Annotated in this window: 21 protein-coding genes; 7 read left to right on the forward strand and 14 right to left on the reverse strand. The window is 69.0% G+C overall.

Annotation, left to right across the window (positions count from 1 at the left end; translation table 11 throughout):
* Positions 1-25: 25 nt before the first annotated feature.
* The 4 genes from LI334_RS07195 to LI334_RS07210 all read right to left on the reverse strand — a co-directional run bounded on the left by LI334_RS07195 (position 26) and on the right by LI334_RS07210 (position 5,872).
* Positions 26-787 (reverse strand): hypothetical protein, encoded by a 762-nt coding sequence (locus tag LI334_RS07195; RefSeq protein ID WP_227259716.1) that lies wholly within the window; start codon positions 785-787, stop codon positions 26-28.
* Entirely contained in the window at positions 784-2,019 is a 1,236-nt protein-coding gene (locus LI334_RS07200) for an outer membrane protein assembly factor BamB family protein (protein ID WP_227259717.1), read from the reverse strand. The genes LI334_RS07195 and LI334_RS07200 overlap by 4 nt, the downstream gene beginning before the upstream one ends.
* A gap of 73 nt (positions 2,020-2,092) precedes the next feature.
* The gene (locus tag LI334_RS07205) at positions 2,093-4,444 is read right to left on the reverse strand and encodes a heavy metal translocating P-type ATPase (protein WP_406675852.1); all 2,352 of its coding nucleotides are present in this window, start codon (positions 4,442-4,444) and stop codon (positions 2,093-2,095) included.
* 126 nt (positions 4,445-4,570) lie between these two features.
* Positions 4,571-5,872 (reverse strand): putative manganese transporter, encoded by a 1,302-nt coding sequence (locus tag LI334_RS07210; RefSeq protein WP_227259718.1) that lies wholly within the window; start codon positions 5,870-5,872, stop codon positions 4,571-4,573.
* A gap of 250 nt (positions 5,873-6,122) precedes the next feature.
* Between LI334_RS07210 and LI334_RS07215 the strand changes: the two genes are divergently transcribed.
* From LI334_RS07215 to LI334_RS07230, 4 genes are all read left to right on the forward strand, one after another.
* Positions 6,123-7,325 carry an MFS transporter gene (locus tag LI334_RS07215; protein WP_227259719.1) on the forward strand — a complete coding sequence of 401 codons (1,203 nt, stop codon included), beginning with the start codon at positions 6,123-6,125 and terminating at the stop codon, positions 7,323-7,325.
* 51 nt (positions 7,326-7,376) lie between these two features.
* Complete coding sequence (locus LI334_RS07220; RefSeq protein WP_227259720.1) at positions 7,377-8,234, forward strand: hypothetical protein; 858 nt, start codon at positions 7,377-7,379, stop codon at positions 8,232-8,234.
* A 38-nt stretch (positions 8,235-8,272) separates the two neighbouring features.
* The gene (locus LI334_RS07225) at positions 8,273-9,139 is read left to right on the forward strand and encodes a universal stress protein (RefSeq protein WP_227259721.1); all 867 of its coding nucleotides are present in this window, start codon (positions 8,273-8,275) and stop codon (positions 9,137-9,139) included.
* A 100-nt stretch (positions 9,140-9,239) separates the two neighbouring features.
* Positions 9,240-9,698 (forward strand): YccF domain-containing protein, encoded by a 459-nt coding sequence (locus LI334_RS07230; RefSeq protein ID WP_227259722.1) that lies wholly within the window; start codon positions 9,240-9,242, stop codon positions 9,696-9,698.
* A 48-nt stretch (positions 9,699-9,746) separates the two neighbouring features.
* On the opposite strand, the gene LI334_RS07235 is transcribed toward LI334_RS07230, so the two are convergent.
* The 10 genes from LI334_RS07235 to LI334_RS07280 all read right to left on the reverse strand — a co-directional run bounded on the left by LI334_RS07235 (position 9,747) and on the right by LI334_RS07280 (position 16,273).
* Entirely contained in the window at positions 9,747-10,223 is a 477-nt protein-coding gene (locus LI334_RS07235) for a GNAT family N-acetyltransferase (RefSeq protein ID WP_227259723.1), read from the reverse strand.
* 181 nt (positions 10,224-10,404) lie between these two features.
* Positions 10,405-11,421, reverse strand: coding sequence for an NAD(P)/FAD-dependent oxidoreductase (locus tag LI334_RS07240; RefSeq protein WP_227259724.1), 1,017 nt, complete (start codon positions 11,419-11,421; stop codon positions 10,405-10,407).
* A complete protein-coding gene (trxA, locus tag LI334_RS07245) occupies positions 11,422-11,778 on the reverse strand; it encodes a thioredoxin (RefSeq protein WP_227259725.1) in 357 nt (118 codons plus the stop codon).
* A 133-nt stretch (positions 11,779-11,911) separates the two neighbouring features.
* Entirely contained in the window at positions 11,912-12,250 is a 339-nt protein-coding gene (locus tag LI334_RS07250) for a thioredoxin family protein (protein WP_227259726.1), read from the reverse strand.
* Between the two features lie 170 nt (positions 12,251-12,420).
* Positions 12,421-12,825, reverse strand: a complete 405-nt coding sequence (locus LI334_RS07255; RefSeq protein ID WP_227259727.1) for a helix-turn-helix domain-containing protein — start codon at positions 12,823-12,825, stop codon at positions 12,421-12,423.
* 85 nt (positions 12,826-12,910) lie between these two features.
* Positions 12,911-13,906, reverse strand: a complete 996-nt coding sequence (locus LI334_RS07260; protein WP_227259728.1) for a sulfite exporter TauE/SafE family protein — start codon at positions 13,904-13,906, stop codon at positions 12,911-12,913.
* A 2-nt stretch (positions 13,907-13,908) separates the two neighbouring features.
* On the reverse strand, positions 13,909-14,058 hold the full coding sequence (locus LI334_RS07265) for a DUF7512 family protein (protein WP_425542043.1): 150 nt from the start codon (positions 14,056-14,058) through the stop codon (positions 13,909-13,911).
* A gap of 93 nt (positions 14,059-14,151) precedes the next feature.
* Positions 14,152-14,604 carry a DUF6691 family protein gene (locus LI334_RS07270; RefSeq protein ID WP_227259729.1) on the reverse strand — a complete coding sequence of 151 codons (453 nt, stop codon included), beginning with the start codon at positions 14,602-14,604 and terminating at the stop codon, positions 14,152-14,154.
* Complete coding sequence (locus LI334_RS07275; RefSeq protein ID WP_227259730.1) at positions 14,601-15,101, reverse strand: YeeE/YedE family protein; 501 nt, start codon at positions 15,099-15,101, stop codon at positions 14,601-14,603. The genes LI334_RS07270 and LI334_RS07275 overlap by 4 nt, the downstream gene beginning before the upstream one ends.
* 2 nt (positions 15,102-15,103) lie before the next feature.
* Positions 15,104-16,273 carry an MBL fold metallo-hydrolase gene (locus LI334_RS07280; protein WP_227259731.1) on the reverse strand — a complete coding sequence of 390 codons (1,170 nt, stop codon included), beginning with the start codon at positions 16,271-16,273 and terminating at the stop codon, positions 15,104-15,106.
* A 206-nt stretch (positions 16,274-16,479) separates the two neighbouring features.
* Here LI334_RS07280 and LI334_RS07285 point away from each other — a divergent pair, with 206 nt between their 5' ends.
* From LI334_RS07285 to LI334_RS07295, 3 genes are all read left to right on the forward strand, one after another.
* A complete protein-coding gene (locus tag LI334_RS07285; protein ID WP_227259732.1) occupies positions 16,480-16,722 on the forward strand; it encodes a sulfurtransferase TusA family protein in 243 nt (80 codons plus the stop codon).
* Positions 16,723-16,724: 2 nt separating this feature from the next.
* The gene (locus LI334_RS07290; protein ID WP_227259733.1) at positions 16,725-17,291 is read left to right on the forward strand and encodes a DsrE/DsrF/DrsH-like family protein; all 567 of its coding nucleotides are present in this window, start codon (positions 16,725-16,727) and stop codon (positions 17,289-17,291) included.
* A gap of 111 nt (positions 17,292-17,402) precedes the next feature.
* On the forward strand, positions 17,403-17,798 hold the full coding sequence (locus LI334_RS07295) for a DUF302 domain-containing protein (RefSeq protein WP_227259734.1): 396 nt from the start codon (positions 17,403-17,405) through the stop codon (positions 17,796-17,798).
* The last annotated feature ends 60 nt before the right edge of the window (positions 17,799-17,858 follow it).

The following is a 17,858-nucleotide window of genomic DNA, read 5'->3' on the forward strand; positions in this document are numbered from 1 at the left end:
CACCGGAAGCGACGGACGCTCTGAGCTACCGTTCGCCAGAGGCGTCGTCGGCGTCACCGCGGGTTTCGTAGCGGTCGACGAGCGCGCCGACGAGCACGGCCTGGACGGTGCCGACGACCGCCGTGCTGAGGAAGCCGCCGGCGACCGGGACGCGGGCGAGCAGCCACGCGCCCAATCCGAGAACGACCGCGGTGACGACGAACGGGAGCCTGCGCCCGTGGGAGGCGTCGCCGCTCCGGCGGAGCGCGCGGTCGAACCGGTAGCCGGCGGCGAGGAACCCGGGGAGAAGGAAGACGTACGCGACGACGAACGCGACGACGACGAGCACGGCGAGTCCGAGCGGGAGCAGGCCCACCGAACCCTCTAGGCTGACGAGTCCCGGGAGGACGGCGAGCGCGACCATCCAGCCGGCGTACCCGGCGAGGGAGTCGGGGTCGGCGGTCAGGCATCGCGTGATGGTGTACCAGCCGGCGGCGGCGACCGCGAGCGCGGCGAGCGCTTCGAGCGCGACGGCCCAGGCGAGCGCGGGGAGTTCGAGGTGGACGAACGCGCCGAGCTGGCGGGTGGTTCGCGCGACGCCGGCGGGGAAGACGTTGTACTGGACGCTGACCGTGTCGTACATCCAGACGGGGTCGCCTGCGGGGAGCGGGTCGGCGCGCCGGAGCCAATCGACGGCGGCGACGACGACGCCGGCGGCGACGAACGGGACGACGAGCCGGGGGTCGGCGCGCACCCGCGCCAGCACGAGGCCGCCGAACGTCGCGGGTTGTCGGTCGTCCCCGGTCATGGTTCCGCGAGCGCGAGGACGCGGTGTCGGTTCGCGGCGTACAGCCGGCCGCCGGACACGATCGGCGTCGAGAGCGGAACGCGTTCGGGCGTGAACGAGAACCGGCGGCGGCCGGTCGCGGCGTCGAACGCGCGCAACTCGTACCCGTCCCCGACGACGTACACGACGCCGTCCGCGACGACGGGCGACCCCCGTCCGGAGAACCCGGCCGTCCACGCGGGTTCGCCGGTGTCGAGGCGGAGCGCGTGCAGGGACTCCGTGCCGTCCGCGACGAACGCGAGACCGTCGGCGACCGCCGGTTCGCTCTCGACGGCGTTCCCGTCGTGGTCGTACTCCCAGGCGGTCGCGCCGTCCGCGGACGCGAGCAGTCGCGCGGTCTCCCGGGTGAGAGCGAGGACACCCGTGTCGGTCGCGGCCACGACGTGCACGCGGTCGTCCAGCCGTCGATGCCAGCGCCGGTCGCCCGTCGCCAGGTCGTACGCGTTGACGCGATACGGGTAGTTCGCGACGTACACCACGCCGTCCCGGACGACGACGTCGTTGACAACCGTGTCGCCGTAGTCGCCGGCGTCCGGTTCGACCGACCACGCGGTGTCGCCGGTGTCGCCGTCGAGCACGACGACCCGCCCCCGTTCGGGGACGGCGGCGACGACGCGGCCGTCCACGCTCACCGGGGACGGCCCCCGGAACGACCGCGGGCCGAACGAGTACGTTCCGAGGGTGTCCGGCGCGCGCGGGCCGCGCCAGCGTTCGGTGCCGACGCGCCAGCCGACGACCGGGAGTTCGACGCCGCCCGCCGCGTCCCAGCCGCTGAGCCCGCCGGTGCCCGTGGTCGCGAGCGTCGGCGTCGTGTAGTGGTCGGCGGCCGTGTGCGCGGGGGTCGCCTGCGCGGTTCCCTCGACCGCGAACCGCCGGTCGCCCGTCGCGGCGTCCACCGCGACGACGCCACCGCCGGCGGCGTAGACGATTCCGTCCACGAGTATCGGTTCGCTCGCGCCGACGAACCACCCCGGCATGTTCGCCGTCCACGCGAGTTCCACGTCGTCCGTCGGCCCGCTCGCGTCGGGGCTGTGCGCGGTGCCGGCGGGGTCGTGGCGCGCCATCGGCCACCGCTCGCCGTCGGTCTGTGCGTTCGGTTCGCGCGTCGAGAGCGCGGCCGCGCCGGCCGCACCCGCCGTCGTGGCGGCGAGACCGCCGGCGGCCGCCCGCAACACGCGTCGTCTGGAGGGCATCACGTCACTCTGCCCGCGCTGAACACGTAATAGTTTTGACGAGGGTGTCGCGGTCGAAAGAAGGCGGACTGGATTACTCGGCGGTGATGCGGGAGAGCCGCATCGCGTTGGCGGTGACGCCGACGGTCATGCCGGCGTCGCCGGCGAGGACGGCGAGCCAGATGGGGACGTAACCGAAGGGGACGGCGAGCGCGAGGCCGGCCTTGACGGCGAGGCTCGCGCCGACGTTCTGCCGGATGACGGTGTTCGCGCGGATGGCGAGCGTGTGGAGGTAGGGGAGGCGGGAGAGGTCGTCCCCCATGAGGGCGATGTCGGCGGTTTCGAGCGCGGTGTCGGTGCCGGCCGCGCCCATCGCGACGCCGACGGTCGCGGTCGCCATCGCGGGCGCGTCGTTGATGCCGTCCCCGACCATCGCGACGGTCTCGTACTCGTCAACGAGGGCTTCGACGGCGGCGACTTTCTGCTCGGGGAGGAGTTCGGCGCGCACGTCGTCGATACCGACCTGGTCGGCGATGGCGCGCGCGGTGCGTTCGTTGTCCCCGGTGAGCATCACGGTGTGTTCGACGCCCTGCGCGTGCAACTGCGAGACCGCGCGCTCGGCTTCCGGGCGTACTTCGTCCGCGACGGCGATGACGCCCTCCAGTTCGTCCGCCGTGCCGACGAGAACGACGGTCTTCCCCTCGGACTGGAGTTCGGGGACGGTGTCGGAGAGGAGGTCGAGGCAGTTGTGGCGCTCGCACAACGCCTGGGACGTTTTCGTTACGACGCCGCCGTCCGTGGTCGCGTGGACGTGCGAGAGGTCGAACCCGAGTTCCTCGAACAGGCCGGGTTTGCCCGCGTAGTGCCGGGTGCCGTCGAGGTCGGCGCGCACGCCCTTCCCCGTGATGCTCTGGAAGTCGGACACGTCGTTACGCTGGACGGACTCCGCGTCGGCGCGCTCGACGATGGCGTCCCCGATCGGGTGTTCGCTGCGGCGTTCGAGGCCGCGCGCGCACCGGAGCACGTCCGCTTCGGTGTTCCCGTTCAGGGGAACCACGTCGGTGACGGTGAGTTCGCCCTTCGTGAGCGTGCCGGTCTTGTCGAACGCGACGGCGTCCACGTCCGCGACGGCTTCGAGGTGCGGGCCGCCCTTCACGAGCACGCCGTTCTTCGCGGCGCTCGTCAGTCCGGAGACGACGGAGACGGGCGTGGAGATGACGAACGCGCAGGGGCAGGCGAGCACGAGGAGGGTGAGGCCGTTCACGAACGCGTCCGTCCACGAGGTTCCGAGGACGAACGGACTCCCGAGCACGACGAGCACGGCGAACGCGACGACGGCTGGCGTGTAGTAGGCGGCGAACCGCTCCACGAACTGCTCGCGCTCGGTCTGTTCGGACTGCGCGTCCTCGATGAGGTCGACGACCCGGGAGAGCGTGTTCTCGTCCGCGGCCGCGGTGACTTCGATTTCGAGGTAGCCCTCCTCGTTGATGGTGCCGGCGTACACCTCGTCGCCCTCGGTCTTGTCCACGGGCACGCTCTCGCCCGTGATGGGGGCCTGATTCACGGCGCTCCCGCCCTCTACCACGACGCCGTCCATCGGTATCTTCTCTCCCGGACGCACCACGACCACGTCGCCGACCTCGACGGCTTCGACGGGGACGGTTTCGGTCGTGTCGCCGCGCTTCACCGTGGCCTCGTCCGGCGAGAGATCCATCAGTTCCTGGAGGCTGCTCCGCGCGCGATCCATCGACGCGCGTTCGAGGAGTTCCGCGACGCTGAACAGCACCGCGAGCGTCGCCGCCTCGAAGTAGAGCGACTCCCCGAACCCGACGCTCGCGGCGAGCGCGCCCGTGATGGCGAGCGTCATCAGGAAGTCGATGTCGAGGCTGTAGTTCCGCGCGGAGTAGTAGCCGTTGCGCACGATCTCCTGGCCGCCGAGACCGACCGCGACCAGGAAGAGCGCGTCCGCGAGGTGAATGGGTTCGCCGAGCACCGCCGCGACCTGCGGGTTCGACGCGACGACGAACTCGAACACCAGGCCGATCGCGAGGAGGACGCCGCTCGCGGCGGTCTTCTTCGCGCGCGTGCTCCGCCACACGCCCGCCTCGCCGCCGTGGTCGTGTCCCTCCGCCTCGTCGTGGTCGCCGCTCGACTCGCTGTCGCGGCCGCCGTCGACGCCGACGACCTCGTAGCCCGCGCCCTCGACGGCCGCGACAACCTCGTCTTCGTCGGCGTCGGCGGGGTCGAACGTCGCGACGACCCGGCCCGTGGTCGGGTGCGTCTCGTACGACTGGAGGCCGGGGACGCCGCTGAGGCCGTTCTCGACCTTGCCGGCGCAGGACGCGCAGTCCATGCTCGGCACCGCGAGTTCGAGCGTCACCCCGGTGGGTGCGTCGGCGTCCGCGGGCGCGCGCTCGGCGTCCCCGCGGTCTTCGGAGGGAGTCATTACTCGACCCTACCCGCCGGAAAAGTATTAATTTACCTGCTATGAACACGGCGTGTTCTACCAGAAGTTAATACTAGAATGGAGATGAGTTAATAATTCGCGGTGGGGTGCTTGTTCGCCGAGCGGTTAGAGGACGCCGAAGCCGAACTGGCTGTACGGCCAGAGGTAGTGGAGCGCGACGCCGACGACGAGCGCGGGAAGCGTGGTGTAGATGGTGGCGACGATGGCGGCCTTCATGTCGATCGCCATCAGGGGGAAGAGCGCGTCGCCGTCCTGGCTGACGGCGTTCGCGGTGAGCGCGGAGAACGGCAGCGCTCCCTCGGCGTACACCTGTGCGAACACGATTTGGGGGCCGCATCCCGGGATGAGTCCGAGGAGCGCGCCGGCGACGGGTGCGAGCACGCCCGCGGCGGCGGCGAGCGCGGCGATTTCGACGCCGGAGAGCGCGACGGCGTACTCGTAGGCGAGGTAGGCGACGATGACCCAGACGGTCACCATGCTCGTCTCCATCGCGGCGTGCTGGAACGTCGCGTACGTGCTCTCGAAGTCGTCGCGGATGCGGCCCGTCCGCCCTGTCCCGATGACGTCGCGACCGACGAAGTGGAGGTAGAACGACGCCGTCGTCCCGACGAGGCCGGCGACGGTGAACAGGCCGAAGAACGTCGGCGCGAGCGAGAGCGGTACCTCGGGCGCGCCCCGCGCGAGGTAGAGCACGCCCGCCGCGAGGCCCGCGAACGCGACGACCCACCAGACGACGTGCACGAGGTGGCTGAACGTCGCGAGCGCGGGAGTGAACCGGCGGGCGAAGCGGTTCCACGCGCCGCGGACGCCGTCGCGAGGCGCGCGCTCGCACCCGCCGTTGGGGTCGCGGTGGGCGTGGTCGTCCGGGTCGTAGTCGGGGTGGCTGGGGCCGCCGGCGGCGACGTTCGTGGTGGCGAACCCGCCGTCGGTGATGGGGCGGCTGATGCGGCTGACGGCGCGGTCGACGCGCGCGACGCCGAGTCCGTAGCGGTCGACGGCGTGGCCGAAGAGGACGGCGGAGACGAACGCTAGGCCGTAGGCGTAGGCGGCGGCTTCGGGGGCGAGCGCGAGGATGACGAACGCGGAGTCGCCGGCGGTCGCGGCGAGCGCGGCGATGACGGTGCCGAAACTCACCGTGCCACGGATGTAGAGCGGCATCGCGATGATAGCGCCGCCACACCCGGGGGTGAGGCCGAGGAGCGCGCCGGCGAGCGGTTGCACGCGCTCGTTCTCCGTGAGGTAGGTGACGAGGCGGCCGCCCGTCCGGTACTGGACGTAGCTGAAGAGCAGGACGGTGACGGCGACGAACGCGCTCACCTGCACGAAGCCGTCGCGTACGGAAAACACGAAGATGTCGGCGGCGTCCGCGAGCGTGAACGCGGCGAGCGCGGAGAGCGCGGGAGTCACCGCACACACCCCGCCCGCCGCGTCGTCGAGAGCGCACGCCGAGAACAGACAGTTTCGACCATTCTTCTCGAAGAACACCACGAGACCAATATATAAAATAGTTCCTAGTAAACTCAGAGTTAGACTGGTCTAATCCATGGTGGACTGTGTTCGTCGGGCGGCGCGAGTCCACTCGGTGGGACGCGCGAGCGGGTGGTCGCCGTCCGCGTATCAGCACTTTCATCGCGGCGCGGCCGCCCAGCATAGGTAGATGGGTTTGCGAACGGAACTCCGCCGGGAGGCGGCCGGACTCTGGGACGACGGCACGGGCGTTTCGCTGGTCGCGATTGCGACCGGCTGGGGACTGCTGAACGGCGTGCGGATGGTGTACCCCGTCGTCATCCCGTTCCTCCGCACGGACTACGGGCTGAGCCTCACGCTCTCGGGGTTCCTCGTGACCGTGCTCTGGTTCTTCGCGGCCATCGGCCAGCTCCCGGGCGGGATGCTCGCAGACCGGTACGACGAGCGCGCGCTCATGGCCGTCAGCGTCGTCGCCGTCGCGGGCGCGCTCGCGCTCGTCGCCACCTCCTCGTCGCCGCTCGTGCTGTTCGCGGCGACCGCGGTCTGGGGCGCGGGCCACTCCCTCTACCCCATCGCCCGCATCACCATCCTCTCGAAGCTCTACACGAGCAGGCTCGGGAGCGCGCTCGGCGTGACGATGGCGACCGGCGACATCGGCCAGACCGTCCTCCCGCCGATTGCGGTGGCGCTCGCGACCGCGGTCGCGTGGCAGGCCGGCCTCGGGTTCGTCGCCCCCCTCCTCGTCCTCGCCGGCGTCGCCGTCTACGCCGTCACGCCCCGACAGACGCCCGCGGGCGGCACCACGCAGTCTCTCCGGGACACGCTCGACATCGTCTCCGAACTCCGCACGCCCTCCCTCGGCTTCATGACGCTCATCCTCTTCCTCTACCTCTTCATCTGGCAGTCGTTCACCGCGTTCTTCCCGACCTACCTCACGACCGTGAAGGGACTCACCTCCCTGCAGGCGAGCGTCCTGTTCGGGTTCTTCTTCGCGGTCGGCGTGGTCGTGAAACCGCTCGCCGGCGCGGCGTACGACCGCGTCGGCATCCGGCACTCGCTCGTCGCCATCCTCCTCCCGGCGGCCGCGGGCTTCCTCCTCCTCCCCCTGCTCGACAGCGCGTGGCTGCTCGCCGGCGTCACCGCGCTCGTCAGCACGATGCTCGGCACCGGCGCGGTCACCCAGTCGTTCCTCGCGGACGCGTTCTCGGACGAGATGCAGGGCACCGGGCTCGGCGTCATCCGCACCCTCACCGCGTCCGTCGCCGCCGCCGGCCCCGTCGTCTTCGGCGTCGTCGGCGACCACGGCTACTTCGACGAGGGGTACGTCGCGCTCGCCGCCGTGATGGTCGTCGTCATCCTCCTCACCTACCGGATGCCCGACGACGCGACCTGACCGCCCGCTCCCGGCAGAAAGCTTTCACCGCGGCGCGTGCTCCCGCCTCGTATGCGACGCCGCGAGTTCCTCGCCGGCGGCACCGCCCTCCTCGCCCTCCCGGCCGCGGGCTGCATCCACCCGCCGGTCGTCCTCGACATGAGCGAAGCGACCCTGACGGACATCGCGGACGAGCGTTCAGACCGCCTCGCGCCCGACTCCGAGGAGCACGACATCGTCACCGCCGCCCGCAACAACAGCTCCGTCACGCGAACCCGACCGGGGAAACTCTTCGACGACGCGAACGCGGTTCGCGTCGGCCGGACGTTCTACGAGGTGACCGAGACCGCCATCGACACCGTCGAAGTGACGACGTACGAACTCCACATCGACTTCAATCCCGGGGACGCGACGCCCTCGCGGGGCGAAATCGAGTACGCGGAGCTCCCGCCCGCGGACGCGGAACGCCTCGACGACGCCGTCACGCTGGGGTCGAGGCGAACCGCCGAGGGCGACGACATCTCCGTGCGGTACGGCAGGGCCGCCGAGGTCGGGGAGTCCGTCTTCGTCCCCGACCCCGAGTACGACATCCTCGTCCACGACGGCGACCGCTACCGCGTCACCGTCACCTCCGAGCGGGACACGTGGGAGACCTACCGCTACGCGGTGACGGAGGTCGCGGCCGGCCTCAGCGAGTTCGTCGAGCCGATACGGGAACGCTACCGGTTCACGCTCTCCGGGCTCTCGGAGGCCGAACGCGAGGTCGTCGAGACCGCCATCGACGAGGGGTACTTCGAGGAGAGCGACGCGTTCCAGTCCCTCGTGGAACGCTTCCACGCGCACGAGAAGCTCTCGGGCGACGACGCCTACGGCACCTGGCTGGTGCGGTACGAGGGCACGGAGTACCTCGCGTACAGCGAGTGGGAGTGACCCGAAACGATTTGCGGGAGCCCGCTGTATCCGTCGGTATGTACGAGGACGTTCTGCTCCCGTTCGACGGGAGCGACGGCGCGACAGCAGTCCTCCAGCACGCGGCGGCCCTCGCGGAGGGGTTCGACGCCACGGTTCACGTCCTGTTCGTCGCGGACACGACCCGGGACTCCGTGACCGTCGTCGAGGGCCGGACGGTGGACGCGCTCGCACAGCAGGGCGAGGACATCGTCGCGGAGGCCGAGCGACTGCTCGCCGCCGCCGGCGTCGACCACGAGTCCGACGTCATGCAGGGGAATCCGGCACCGACCATCGCCGAGTACGCCGCGGAGTACGGCCACGACCTCGTCGTGATGCCGACGCACGGCCGCCGCGGCGTGTCGCGATACCTCGCCGGGAGCGTCACCGAGAAAGTCGTCCGGCTCTCCCCGGTGCCCGTCCTGACCGCGCGCATGCGCGAGGGCGACCGGCTGGCGTTCCCCTACGAGGCCGTCCTGCTCCCCACGGACGGCAGTCCGGGCGCGACTCGCGCCGCGGAACACGGGCTCGCGCTCGCCGGCGCGCTCGACGCGACCGTGCACGCGCTCTCCGTCGTCGATACCGCGTTCGCGGGCTTCGACGTGCGCTCGCCCGCGGCCGGTGAAGCGGCCGCCGAGGACGCGCTCGACGACCTGGCGGCGACCGCCGCGGAGCACGGCGTCGAGGACGTGGTTCGCCACGTCGAGCAGGGGAGTCCCGTGGAGGGCATCCTCGACTGCATCGACGACGCCGACATCGACGCCGTCGTGATGGGGACGAGCGGCCGCCGCGGCACCGACCGCATCCTCCTCGGGAGCGTCGCCGAGAAGACGGTGCGGGCCGCCCCCGTCCCCGTCGTCACGGTCGGCGACCCCGACCAGTCCTGACGCCCCTCAGGGTTCCCAACGCCTCCCGTCCCGTCCCGCACCGCGCCGGAACGGTCGATGCCTGGCGTGGATTTATCAACGACACCCCGATAGGAGGGACATGGGAGATTCAGAACGGTCGGCGTCGGGGAACGGCGGTGTTTCGGTGACCGAGAACGGGACGCCGTCCCTGCTCGTTCGCGCCGTCTACTTCGTCCTCGTCGGCTGGTGGGCGAGCGCTATCTGGCTGGGCGTCGCGTGGTTCCTCGTCGTGACGATTATCCTGATGCCGCTCGGTATCAAGATGATCAACTACGTGCCGAAAGTCGTCTCGCTGAAGGATCGAACGCTCGAAACGACGGCAGTCACCGACGCGGACGGCACGGTCACGGTCTCCCAGCGCGGCCGCGACCAGCACTCCCTGCTCGTGCGAGCGGTCTATTTCGTCCTCGTCGGCTGGTGGCTGAGCGGCGTCTGGACGGGCGTCGCGTGGGCCGCGTCCGTCACCATCGTCGGCCTGCCGCTCGCCGTCTGGATGTACGACCGCCTCCCCTACGTCGTCTCGCTCTACCGGTACTGAGCGCTCGCGCGATCCGCAAGCCCACCGAGCCCGGGTTCGGCCCGCGGGCTAGAGCTGTTTCTGGTAGCCGACGTAGTCGTGGTCGGCGTCGTCGTTCTCCCAGACGGTGTACTGCTCGTACCCCCGGGATTCGTAGAAGTCGATGAGGAAGGGATGGCCGGAGTACGTCCCGAGCTGGAGGCGGTCGTAGCCCTGGTCGCGGGCGTACGCCTCCGCGCGCTCGAACAGTCGCGCGCCGATGCCCGCGCCCTGTTCGTCGGGCGCGACGGCGAGGCGTTCCGCGAACGGGTGGGCTTCGGTTTCGAGCACGCGCACCGAGCCGACGATGTCGCCGTCGCGTTCGGCGACGAACTCCGCGGACGGCTCGTCGCCGTCGAACCAGGACTTGACGTACTCGCGCTCCACGTCCGTCATCCCCGTCGGATACCCGAGGTCAGCGGTCGTCCGGTAGGCCGCGCGGTACAGCGGGACGAGCGCGTCCACGTCGGCGGCGCTCGCGCGGCGTATCTCGACGCTCGCGCTCATACGTGGCGGACGCCGACGCGGCGACTGGTCACGGCGACGGTTCCGCGCTCACTCCCCGGATGCGACGCTGAAAGCACGCCTCCAGGTAGGCCGCGCCCGCGGAAAAACCGTGTCGATGCCCGTTCCCGTCTGCCGGTTTTCCGCGGGTGCGACGGTTCGGGACTGGTAGTTCGAGACCGCTCTATGGGGTCGGAGACGTCGGGTCGGCCGTCTCTGTGGTTTCGAGGAAGGATTCTGCGTCGAGCGCGGCCATGCTTCCGGTTCCGGCGGACGTTATCGCCTGCCGGTAGCGGGGGTCGGCGACGTCCCCGGCGGCGAACACGCCATCGACGGTCGTCCGGGCCGTCGGCCGGCCGTCGTCGTCCGTCCGTGTGAATACGTACCCCGCGTCGTCGCGTTCGACGCCGGTTCCGTCGAGGAACTTCGTGTTCGGCGTGTGGCCGACGGCGTAGAACACGCCGCCGATGTCGACGGTCTCCCGCTCGGTATCGACGGAGTCGGGGGTCTCCCTGGGGTAGCCGTCGGGGTGGGAGACGAGCGTCGCGCCGGTGACGCCGTCCGCCGGAGAGCCGTGGACGGCTTCGAGTTCCGTGTTCCACCGGAACTCGATTTTCTCGTGGTCGCGGGCGCGGTCGGCCATGATTTCGGACGCGCGCAGGTTCTCGCGGCGGTGGACGACCGTCACGGAGTCCGCGAACTTCGCGAGGAAGAGCGCTTCCTCCATCGCGCTGTCGCCGCCGCCGACGACGAGAACGTCGTCGCCGCGGTGGAACGCGCCGTCGCAGGTCGCGCACGTCGAGAGCCCGTACCCCATGAGTTCGGCCTCGTTCTCGGCGCCGACCCAGCGCGCGCTCGCGCCGGTCGCGACGACGAGCGCGCGCGTGTGAATCGTATCGCCGTTGGACAGCGACAGCTCGAACGGCCGGTCGTCGAGGGACGCGGCGGTGATGCGGCCGTGCTGGAACCGTGCGCCGAACTGCTCGGCTTGCTCTTTGCCGCGCTGGACGAGTTCCATGCCGCCGACGCCGTCGGGGAATCCGAGGTAGTTCTCGACGTCGGTGGTGAGCGTAAGCTGGCCGCCGGGTTCGTCGCCCTCCAACACCAGCGGGTCGAGGTCGGCGCGGGCCGCGTAGACCGCCGCGGACAGGCCGGCGATTCCGGAGCCGGCGACGACGAGGTCGTGTACGTCCCCGCTCATCTAGTTCGTGTAGGCGGCGACGAGCGTTCGGAGCTGGGCTTCGCTCTGGAGGCCGACGCGTTCCTCGACCTGCTCGCCGTTGGCGAACAGGACGAGCGTCGGGACGCCGCGGACGCCGTACGCGGCGGCGAGTTGCTGGTTCGCGTCCACGTCGACCTTCGCCACGGTGGCGTCCGTGTCGGCGGCGATGGTTTCGACGGTCGGTTCGAGCATCTGACAGGGGCCGCACCAGTCGGCGTAGAAGTCGACCAGGACGAGGTCGTCTCGGCCGACGAGCGCGTCGAGCGCGTCCGTTCCGGTGACGTGAATCGGTTCGTCGCTCGTGTTCGAAGCGTCGGGTGCAGTATCGGTTGTCATCACTCGTAGGTACGCGCCGACACAGATTAAGTCTTGTTCTATAAGCACAATACTACACAATTGTGGGCTGGGTCGAACCCAGCGACAGCGAGTCCGGTATGCTCGAACGCCCGCGGGCCGGTGGCCTGGAGAATCAGTCGCTGTACCGGTCGACGAGGGCGCGGAGCGTCTGTTCGTCCTGTCCGCCGCGGAGCTGTTTCACCGGCTGTCCGTCGGCGAACAGGACGAACGTCGGCGTGCTCTGCGCGCCGAACTCGATGGCGGTTTCGAGGTGCGACTCGATGTCCACCGTCACGACCGTCGCGTCCGTGTCCTCGGCGAGTGCGCCGAGAACTGGCTTCAGCCGCTGGCACGTGCCACACCACTCGGTGTAGAACTCGACGAGCGTGACGCCAGTGTCCTCGATGACGGTTCCCAGGTCGTTCTCACCGAGCGAAGTGACCCGGTTCGTCTCCGCTCTCTGCGTTGTCATGGTAGTCGGTACGCGCCCACCACGTAATAGTCTTGCCCAAATAGTACAATATTATCTGGCGGTGGACGCTCACCGACAGGACACCACCGGCGGTAGCGCACACAGAAAACCGACCCATATCGAGTGCCGTCCTTCCCCCCGGACGCTCGACCGACCGCTCGTCGCGCGAGTTAGCTCTCGGCGGGCGCTGCGGGCTGGGGGTCGTCGCCGTACTTCTCCTCGAACTCGCCGATGAGCTGTCCCATCTTCGCGTACCAGTCGTTGAGCAGGCGCTGCATCTCGTCGGTCACCTCGCTCGCGTCCCGGGCCTCGTAGACGTGGTAGTAGCCGCCCTGTTCGTAGTTCACCTGTTCTTTCTGGATGAACCCGGCCTGGAGGAGGCGCTGAACCGCGCGGTACGCGGTGGAGCGCTCGCGGTCTATCTGCTCTGCGATTTCGTCCACGGTCAGGGATTCGTCCGTCTCCTGGAGCAACTGGAAGATGTCTCGGTCGATCGCTTTGAGGTCGTGGAAACACTCGAGCAGGCCCTCGCACTGCATGTCCCGCCGGAGCATCTCACTCATGGAGTCGGCCATTGGTACGAAATCGTAGGCGTTACAGCCTCAAAAGTATTTGTTTAGTCGGTACAATACTGTGCGCTCGTGGCGTCGGTCGGCGGGATTAGGTGCCGACGAGCCGGCACCACGTCCCGGAGCCGTCGCCCCGCAACTGGCAGATGGCGGCGAGGACGACGGCGGCGCTGACGAGGAACGCGGAGCCGAAGATGAGCGCGGTACTCAGCGTGTTGAGCAGTTCGACGCCGTAGACCGACCCGAGCTTGTTCGACGCGACGGCGAGACTCCCCGCGAGCAGCATCGCGGCGAAGTAGCCCTTGATGTCGTCCTCGTCCACGAGGTTCGTCGCGCCGGCTCCGACGCGCGCGCCGAGCGCGCTCCCGAGGAGGAGGAACGCGACCACGGGAAGCGCGACCGACCCGGACTGCGCGTACGTGAACGCGCCGAACGCGCCCGAAATCGTGATCTGGAGGATGTCGGTTCCGACGGCGATGGCCGCGGGAACGCCGAGGCCGTACATCATCGCGGGCATCAGGAGGAACCCGCCGCCCACGCCGAGGAAGCCCGAGAGGACGCCGATGACGAGACCGACCGCGAAGACGATGACGCCGGAGACGCGAACGTCCCCGCGGAACGTCACCATCGGCGGGATGTGGACGGACTGCACGCGGTCTGCGAGCGCGTGTCCGTCGTCGTCGGTCGCGGACGAGCGCGCGTCGCGGAGCGTGAACGCGCCCACGGTCGCGAGCAGGCCGACGTACGCGACGTTGATGATGAGGTCGGCCCTGCCGGTGGCTTCGAGGAAGAACACGACGCTCTTCCCGGCTTCGATGCCGATGGTCATCGCGGCGGTCATGATGGCCGCGAGCTTGTAGTCCACCTGGCCGTGGTCGCGGTGGCGGAGCGCGCCGATGACGCTCGTCCCGAACACGAACGCGAGGCCGCTTCCGACGGCGACCGTCGAGGGGTAGCCCATCACGAGCAGCGCGGGCGTGACGAGGAACGACCCGCCCATGCCGAAGAACCCGAAGAGGGTGCCGATGAGCAGGCCGAACCCGACGAACACGGCGACCATCGCGAGGCTCATTCCGAGAATCGCCATCGTCAGTCACCTCCGAGGGCGTCGAGGACGCTCGCGCCGACGGTTTCGCTGAGCGCGCCGTACGCGAGGTAGAGTGCGATGGCTTCCGCGAGGACGGTGCCGACGGTGAGTCCGGCCTGCACCGACCCGCTCACGGATTCGAGGCCGACCATCTCACGCACCCCCCATACTCGTGTCCTGGTGTGCTAATACTATACAATACTGTCGGCGGTTCCGTGTTCCGAGTGGGTTCGAAGACATGACGGTTAGTTCCCCTCCGTGGTGCTGGCGAGGCGTGACCGGGCGTACCCCTGGGCGTACGCGCCGACGAACATCCCGGCGATGGCCCAGAGGATGACGTAGTTTCCGACGCCGAAGCTCGCGTACGCCGCGCCGGGGCAGATGCCGGAGATTCCCCAGCCGACGCCGAATATCGCGCCGCCCACGACGACGTTGCGGTCGAACTCCTTCACGCGGCGCGTGTACTCGGTCGCGGTGAGCGGCGCGCGGTCGAGGTATCGGGTCGCCACGGCGAACGTGACGCCGGTGACGACGGCGGCCCCGCCCATCACGAACAGGAGGCCGAAGTCCTCGAACTGGAGGAAGTCGAGGACGACTTCCGGGCGCGCCATCCCGCTGACGGCGAGTCCGAGCCCGAACACCAGCCCGCCGACGAAGATGACGGGGAGGAACAGCGGGCTCTGCGCGTCGTCGCTCACGGCGACACCCCCACGGCCTGCACGAGCTGTGCGGTGCCGATGGCGAAGGTCATGAACGTCGCGACGTTCGCGAGCGAGGTGTTCGAGAGCGAGCCGACGCCGCAGACGCCGTGCCCTGACGTGCAGCCCTTCCCGAGACGGGTGCCGATACCCACCAGAACGCCGCCGCCGAGCAGCCGCCACCACTGGACGTCCGTCGTCCAGATGCCGGGGTCGGGCGCGAGCGCGAACCCCCAGACGGCCGCGCCGGCGACGATGCCGAGCGTGAACACGACCCGCCAGTCGCGCGACTGGACGTACGTGAAGCGGTTGAACCGCTCGACGCGAGAGACGTAGGAGAGCGTGGATTCGAGGAACGTGCTCGCGCCCGCGATGATGCCAGTCGCGAGGTAGATGACTGCCGCGCCGAGGCCGACGAGGAGGCCGCCGACGAGGTACGGGAGTACCCCGCGCGGGAAGAGCGAGTCGGCCGCGAGCAGGGGTGTGAGGGCGTCCATCGTCAGTTAGTCAGCGCCTCCTCGCTCGCGGCGCAGTTGTTCGGGCCGAGTTCGAGTTCGAACGCCTCCTCGTCGTCGGGCGACTGCTGGCCGAGGTTCGCGGCGATGATGTCCTCGTAGTTCGCCGGCTGTGGCGGCATGTCCGAAACGATGAACTCGACGAACTCGTCTTCGGCCATCGTGAGCGCGTCCATGCGCTCGGTGAGGTCGCCGAGGGTCGCGGTGTAGGTGCCGTCGTCGTTCGTGCTCGCGGCGTCGCTGAAGTGCGCGGGCGCGACGACCGTGTCGCCGGGCCGCGAGAGCACCGACGCGTGGAGGCTGTCGTGGAGGGTGCGCGCGGCGTCCCGCGCGGCCTCGGGGTCTTCGAGGTCGGGGCGCGCGACGCTCTCCGTGAACAGGCCGTCACCCGTGAACAGCACCGAATCGACCGCGTACGCGGTCATGCCGGTGGTGTGTCCGGGCGTGGCGACGACGTCGAGTGCGGTGTTCCCGAGGGAGAGGCTGTCGCCGTCCGCGACTGTCTCGTAGGGCTGGTCGTACTTCACGCCGCGCTCGACGGCCGCCGCGGGGAGGATGGCCGTCGCGTCGGTGTCGGCGGCGAGGTCGCGGAGGCCGGAGACGTGGTCGGCGTGGATGTGCGTGTCGAGGACGTACTCGATGTCCGCGCCGAACGCGCGTGCGTCCTGCACGTACTGCTCGGTGAACGCGCGGAGCGGGTCGATGACCGCCGCGTCGCCGTCGGAGACGACGAGGTAGGCGAGACAGCCGCTGGACGGCCGCTGGTACTGGACGACGGTCGTGTCGGCGTCCAGGTCGAGTTCCCGGTACTCGTAGATGCGCGCCCAGCCGTTCATGCCGCGTTCGAGGTGTTCGACGTCGTATCCCTCGTCTTCGAGGTTCTCGGCGACGAGTTCGCTCGACCCGCCCTTCGCGCAGAGCGCGGTGATGCGGCGGTCGTCGGGAAGCTGGTCGTGGAGGGCGTCCGGGATGCCGTCGAGCAGTTCGAAGTAGGGGTAGTTGACGATATCGACGTTCTCGCCGTCGATGTGCCACTCCTCGAAGTCGCCCTCGGCGCGTGCGTCGAGGATGAACACGTCCTCGCCGTCGTCGATGCGCGCTTTCAGGTCGGTCGGCGTGACTGCGTCGATCGCTCCGTCGTCGTTCTCGGTCATCTTCACGCTCCCCTATCGACTGCTCGCAAATAAGACTTTGTATAGTAATTCATCTTCTGCACAACATTGTTCTGCCGTAATACGCTTTAATGCGGCCGTTAGACGTATCCATCGCCATGGATGCAAGTAGTGTATTGTCCTATACGTGGATTACTACCGGTACGTTTTTCTAAGGCCGCACAATATTGGGGAGTGAAGTCAAAACCATGACGCAGTACGAAGTCACAGAGACGCTCGACGTGAAAGGACAGAACTGCCCCATGCCCGTCGTCAAGACGAAGCAGGCTACCGACCAGCTGGCCGAGGGGGACGTGCTCGAAGTACTCGCCACCGACCCGGGGAGCATGAGCGACCTCGGCGGCTGGGCCGACACGACCGACGGCGTCGAACTCCTCGACCAGCAAGCGGGCGACGACGTGTACACGCACTACGTCCGCAAGACGGAGTGACGATGAGCACGGACACGCCCGACACGCCGGCGGACGACGCGCCCTCGCGTGCGGAACTCGCCGCGCGCATCGACGAACTCGAACGACAACTCGCGGCGACAGACGACGGCCAGCGGAAGATGAGCATCATCGCGACGAAGGGCACGCTCGACATGGCGTACCCGCCGCTCATCCTCGCCAGCACCGCCGCCGCGTTCGGCTACGAGGTCACGGTGTTCCACACGTTCTGGGGGCTCGACATCCTCCACGAGGAGCGCTCGAAAGACCTCAAGCTCAGCTCGGTCGGCAACCCCAACATGCCGGTTCCGAACGCGGTCGGCGCGCTCCCCGGGATGGATCGCGTCACCACGAAGATGATGGAGCGACGCATCGCCGACAACGACACCGCCACCATCGAGGAACTCATCGACACCTCCCTCGACATGGGCGTCGAATTCCAGGCGTGCCAGATGACCATCGACCTCATGGACTACGACGAGGACGACTTCTACGACGGCGTGACGACCGGCGTCGGCGCTGCCACGGCCATCCAGGACATGGCCGACGCCGACATCCAGCTCCTGATATAGCCGCCGGACTTCCGCGACGCGTTCCATCCCGCCGGTCGCGCACCATCACGCACGACCCTTCGACCGAACAGCGGCACAATACCTATTACCGATGCAGTTGTATTGTGCAGTATGTCCTATACTCTGGACAAACGTGTCGGCGGTGCGTTCGACGAAGTCGTCGAACAGACGATGGACGCCCTGTCCGAAGAGGAATTCGGCGTCCTCTGCGACATCGACGTCCAACAGACGTTCGCGGAGAAACTGGACGCCGAGTTCCGCCAGTACCGAATCCTCGGTGCCTGCAACCCGCCGCTCGCCCGGGACGCCCTCGGCGAAGAACCGCAGGTCGGCGCGCTCCTCCCGTGTAACGTCGTCGTCTACGAGACGGACGACGGCGACATCGGCGTGAGCGCCGTCGACCCCGAAGTCATGCTCTCCGTCGTCGACAACCCCGACCTGGACGGAATTGCGGCGGACGTGCGCGAACGGTTCGAACGCGTCCTCGACGCGCTCCCCGACGCCTGACCCCGCGACGACGCGCTCGACGCCGGTCTGCGTGTGGGATAGGTATTTACCGCCGCGGCG

The organism is Salarchaeum japonicum (assembly GCF_020614395.1).
In the GTDB taxonomy this organism is placed as follows: Archaea; Halobacteriota; Halobacteria; order Halobacteriales; family Halobacteriaceae; genus Salarchaeum; species Salarchaeum japonicum.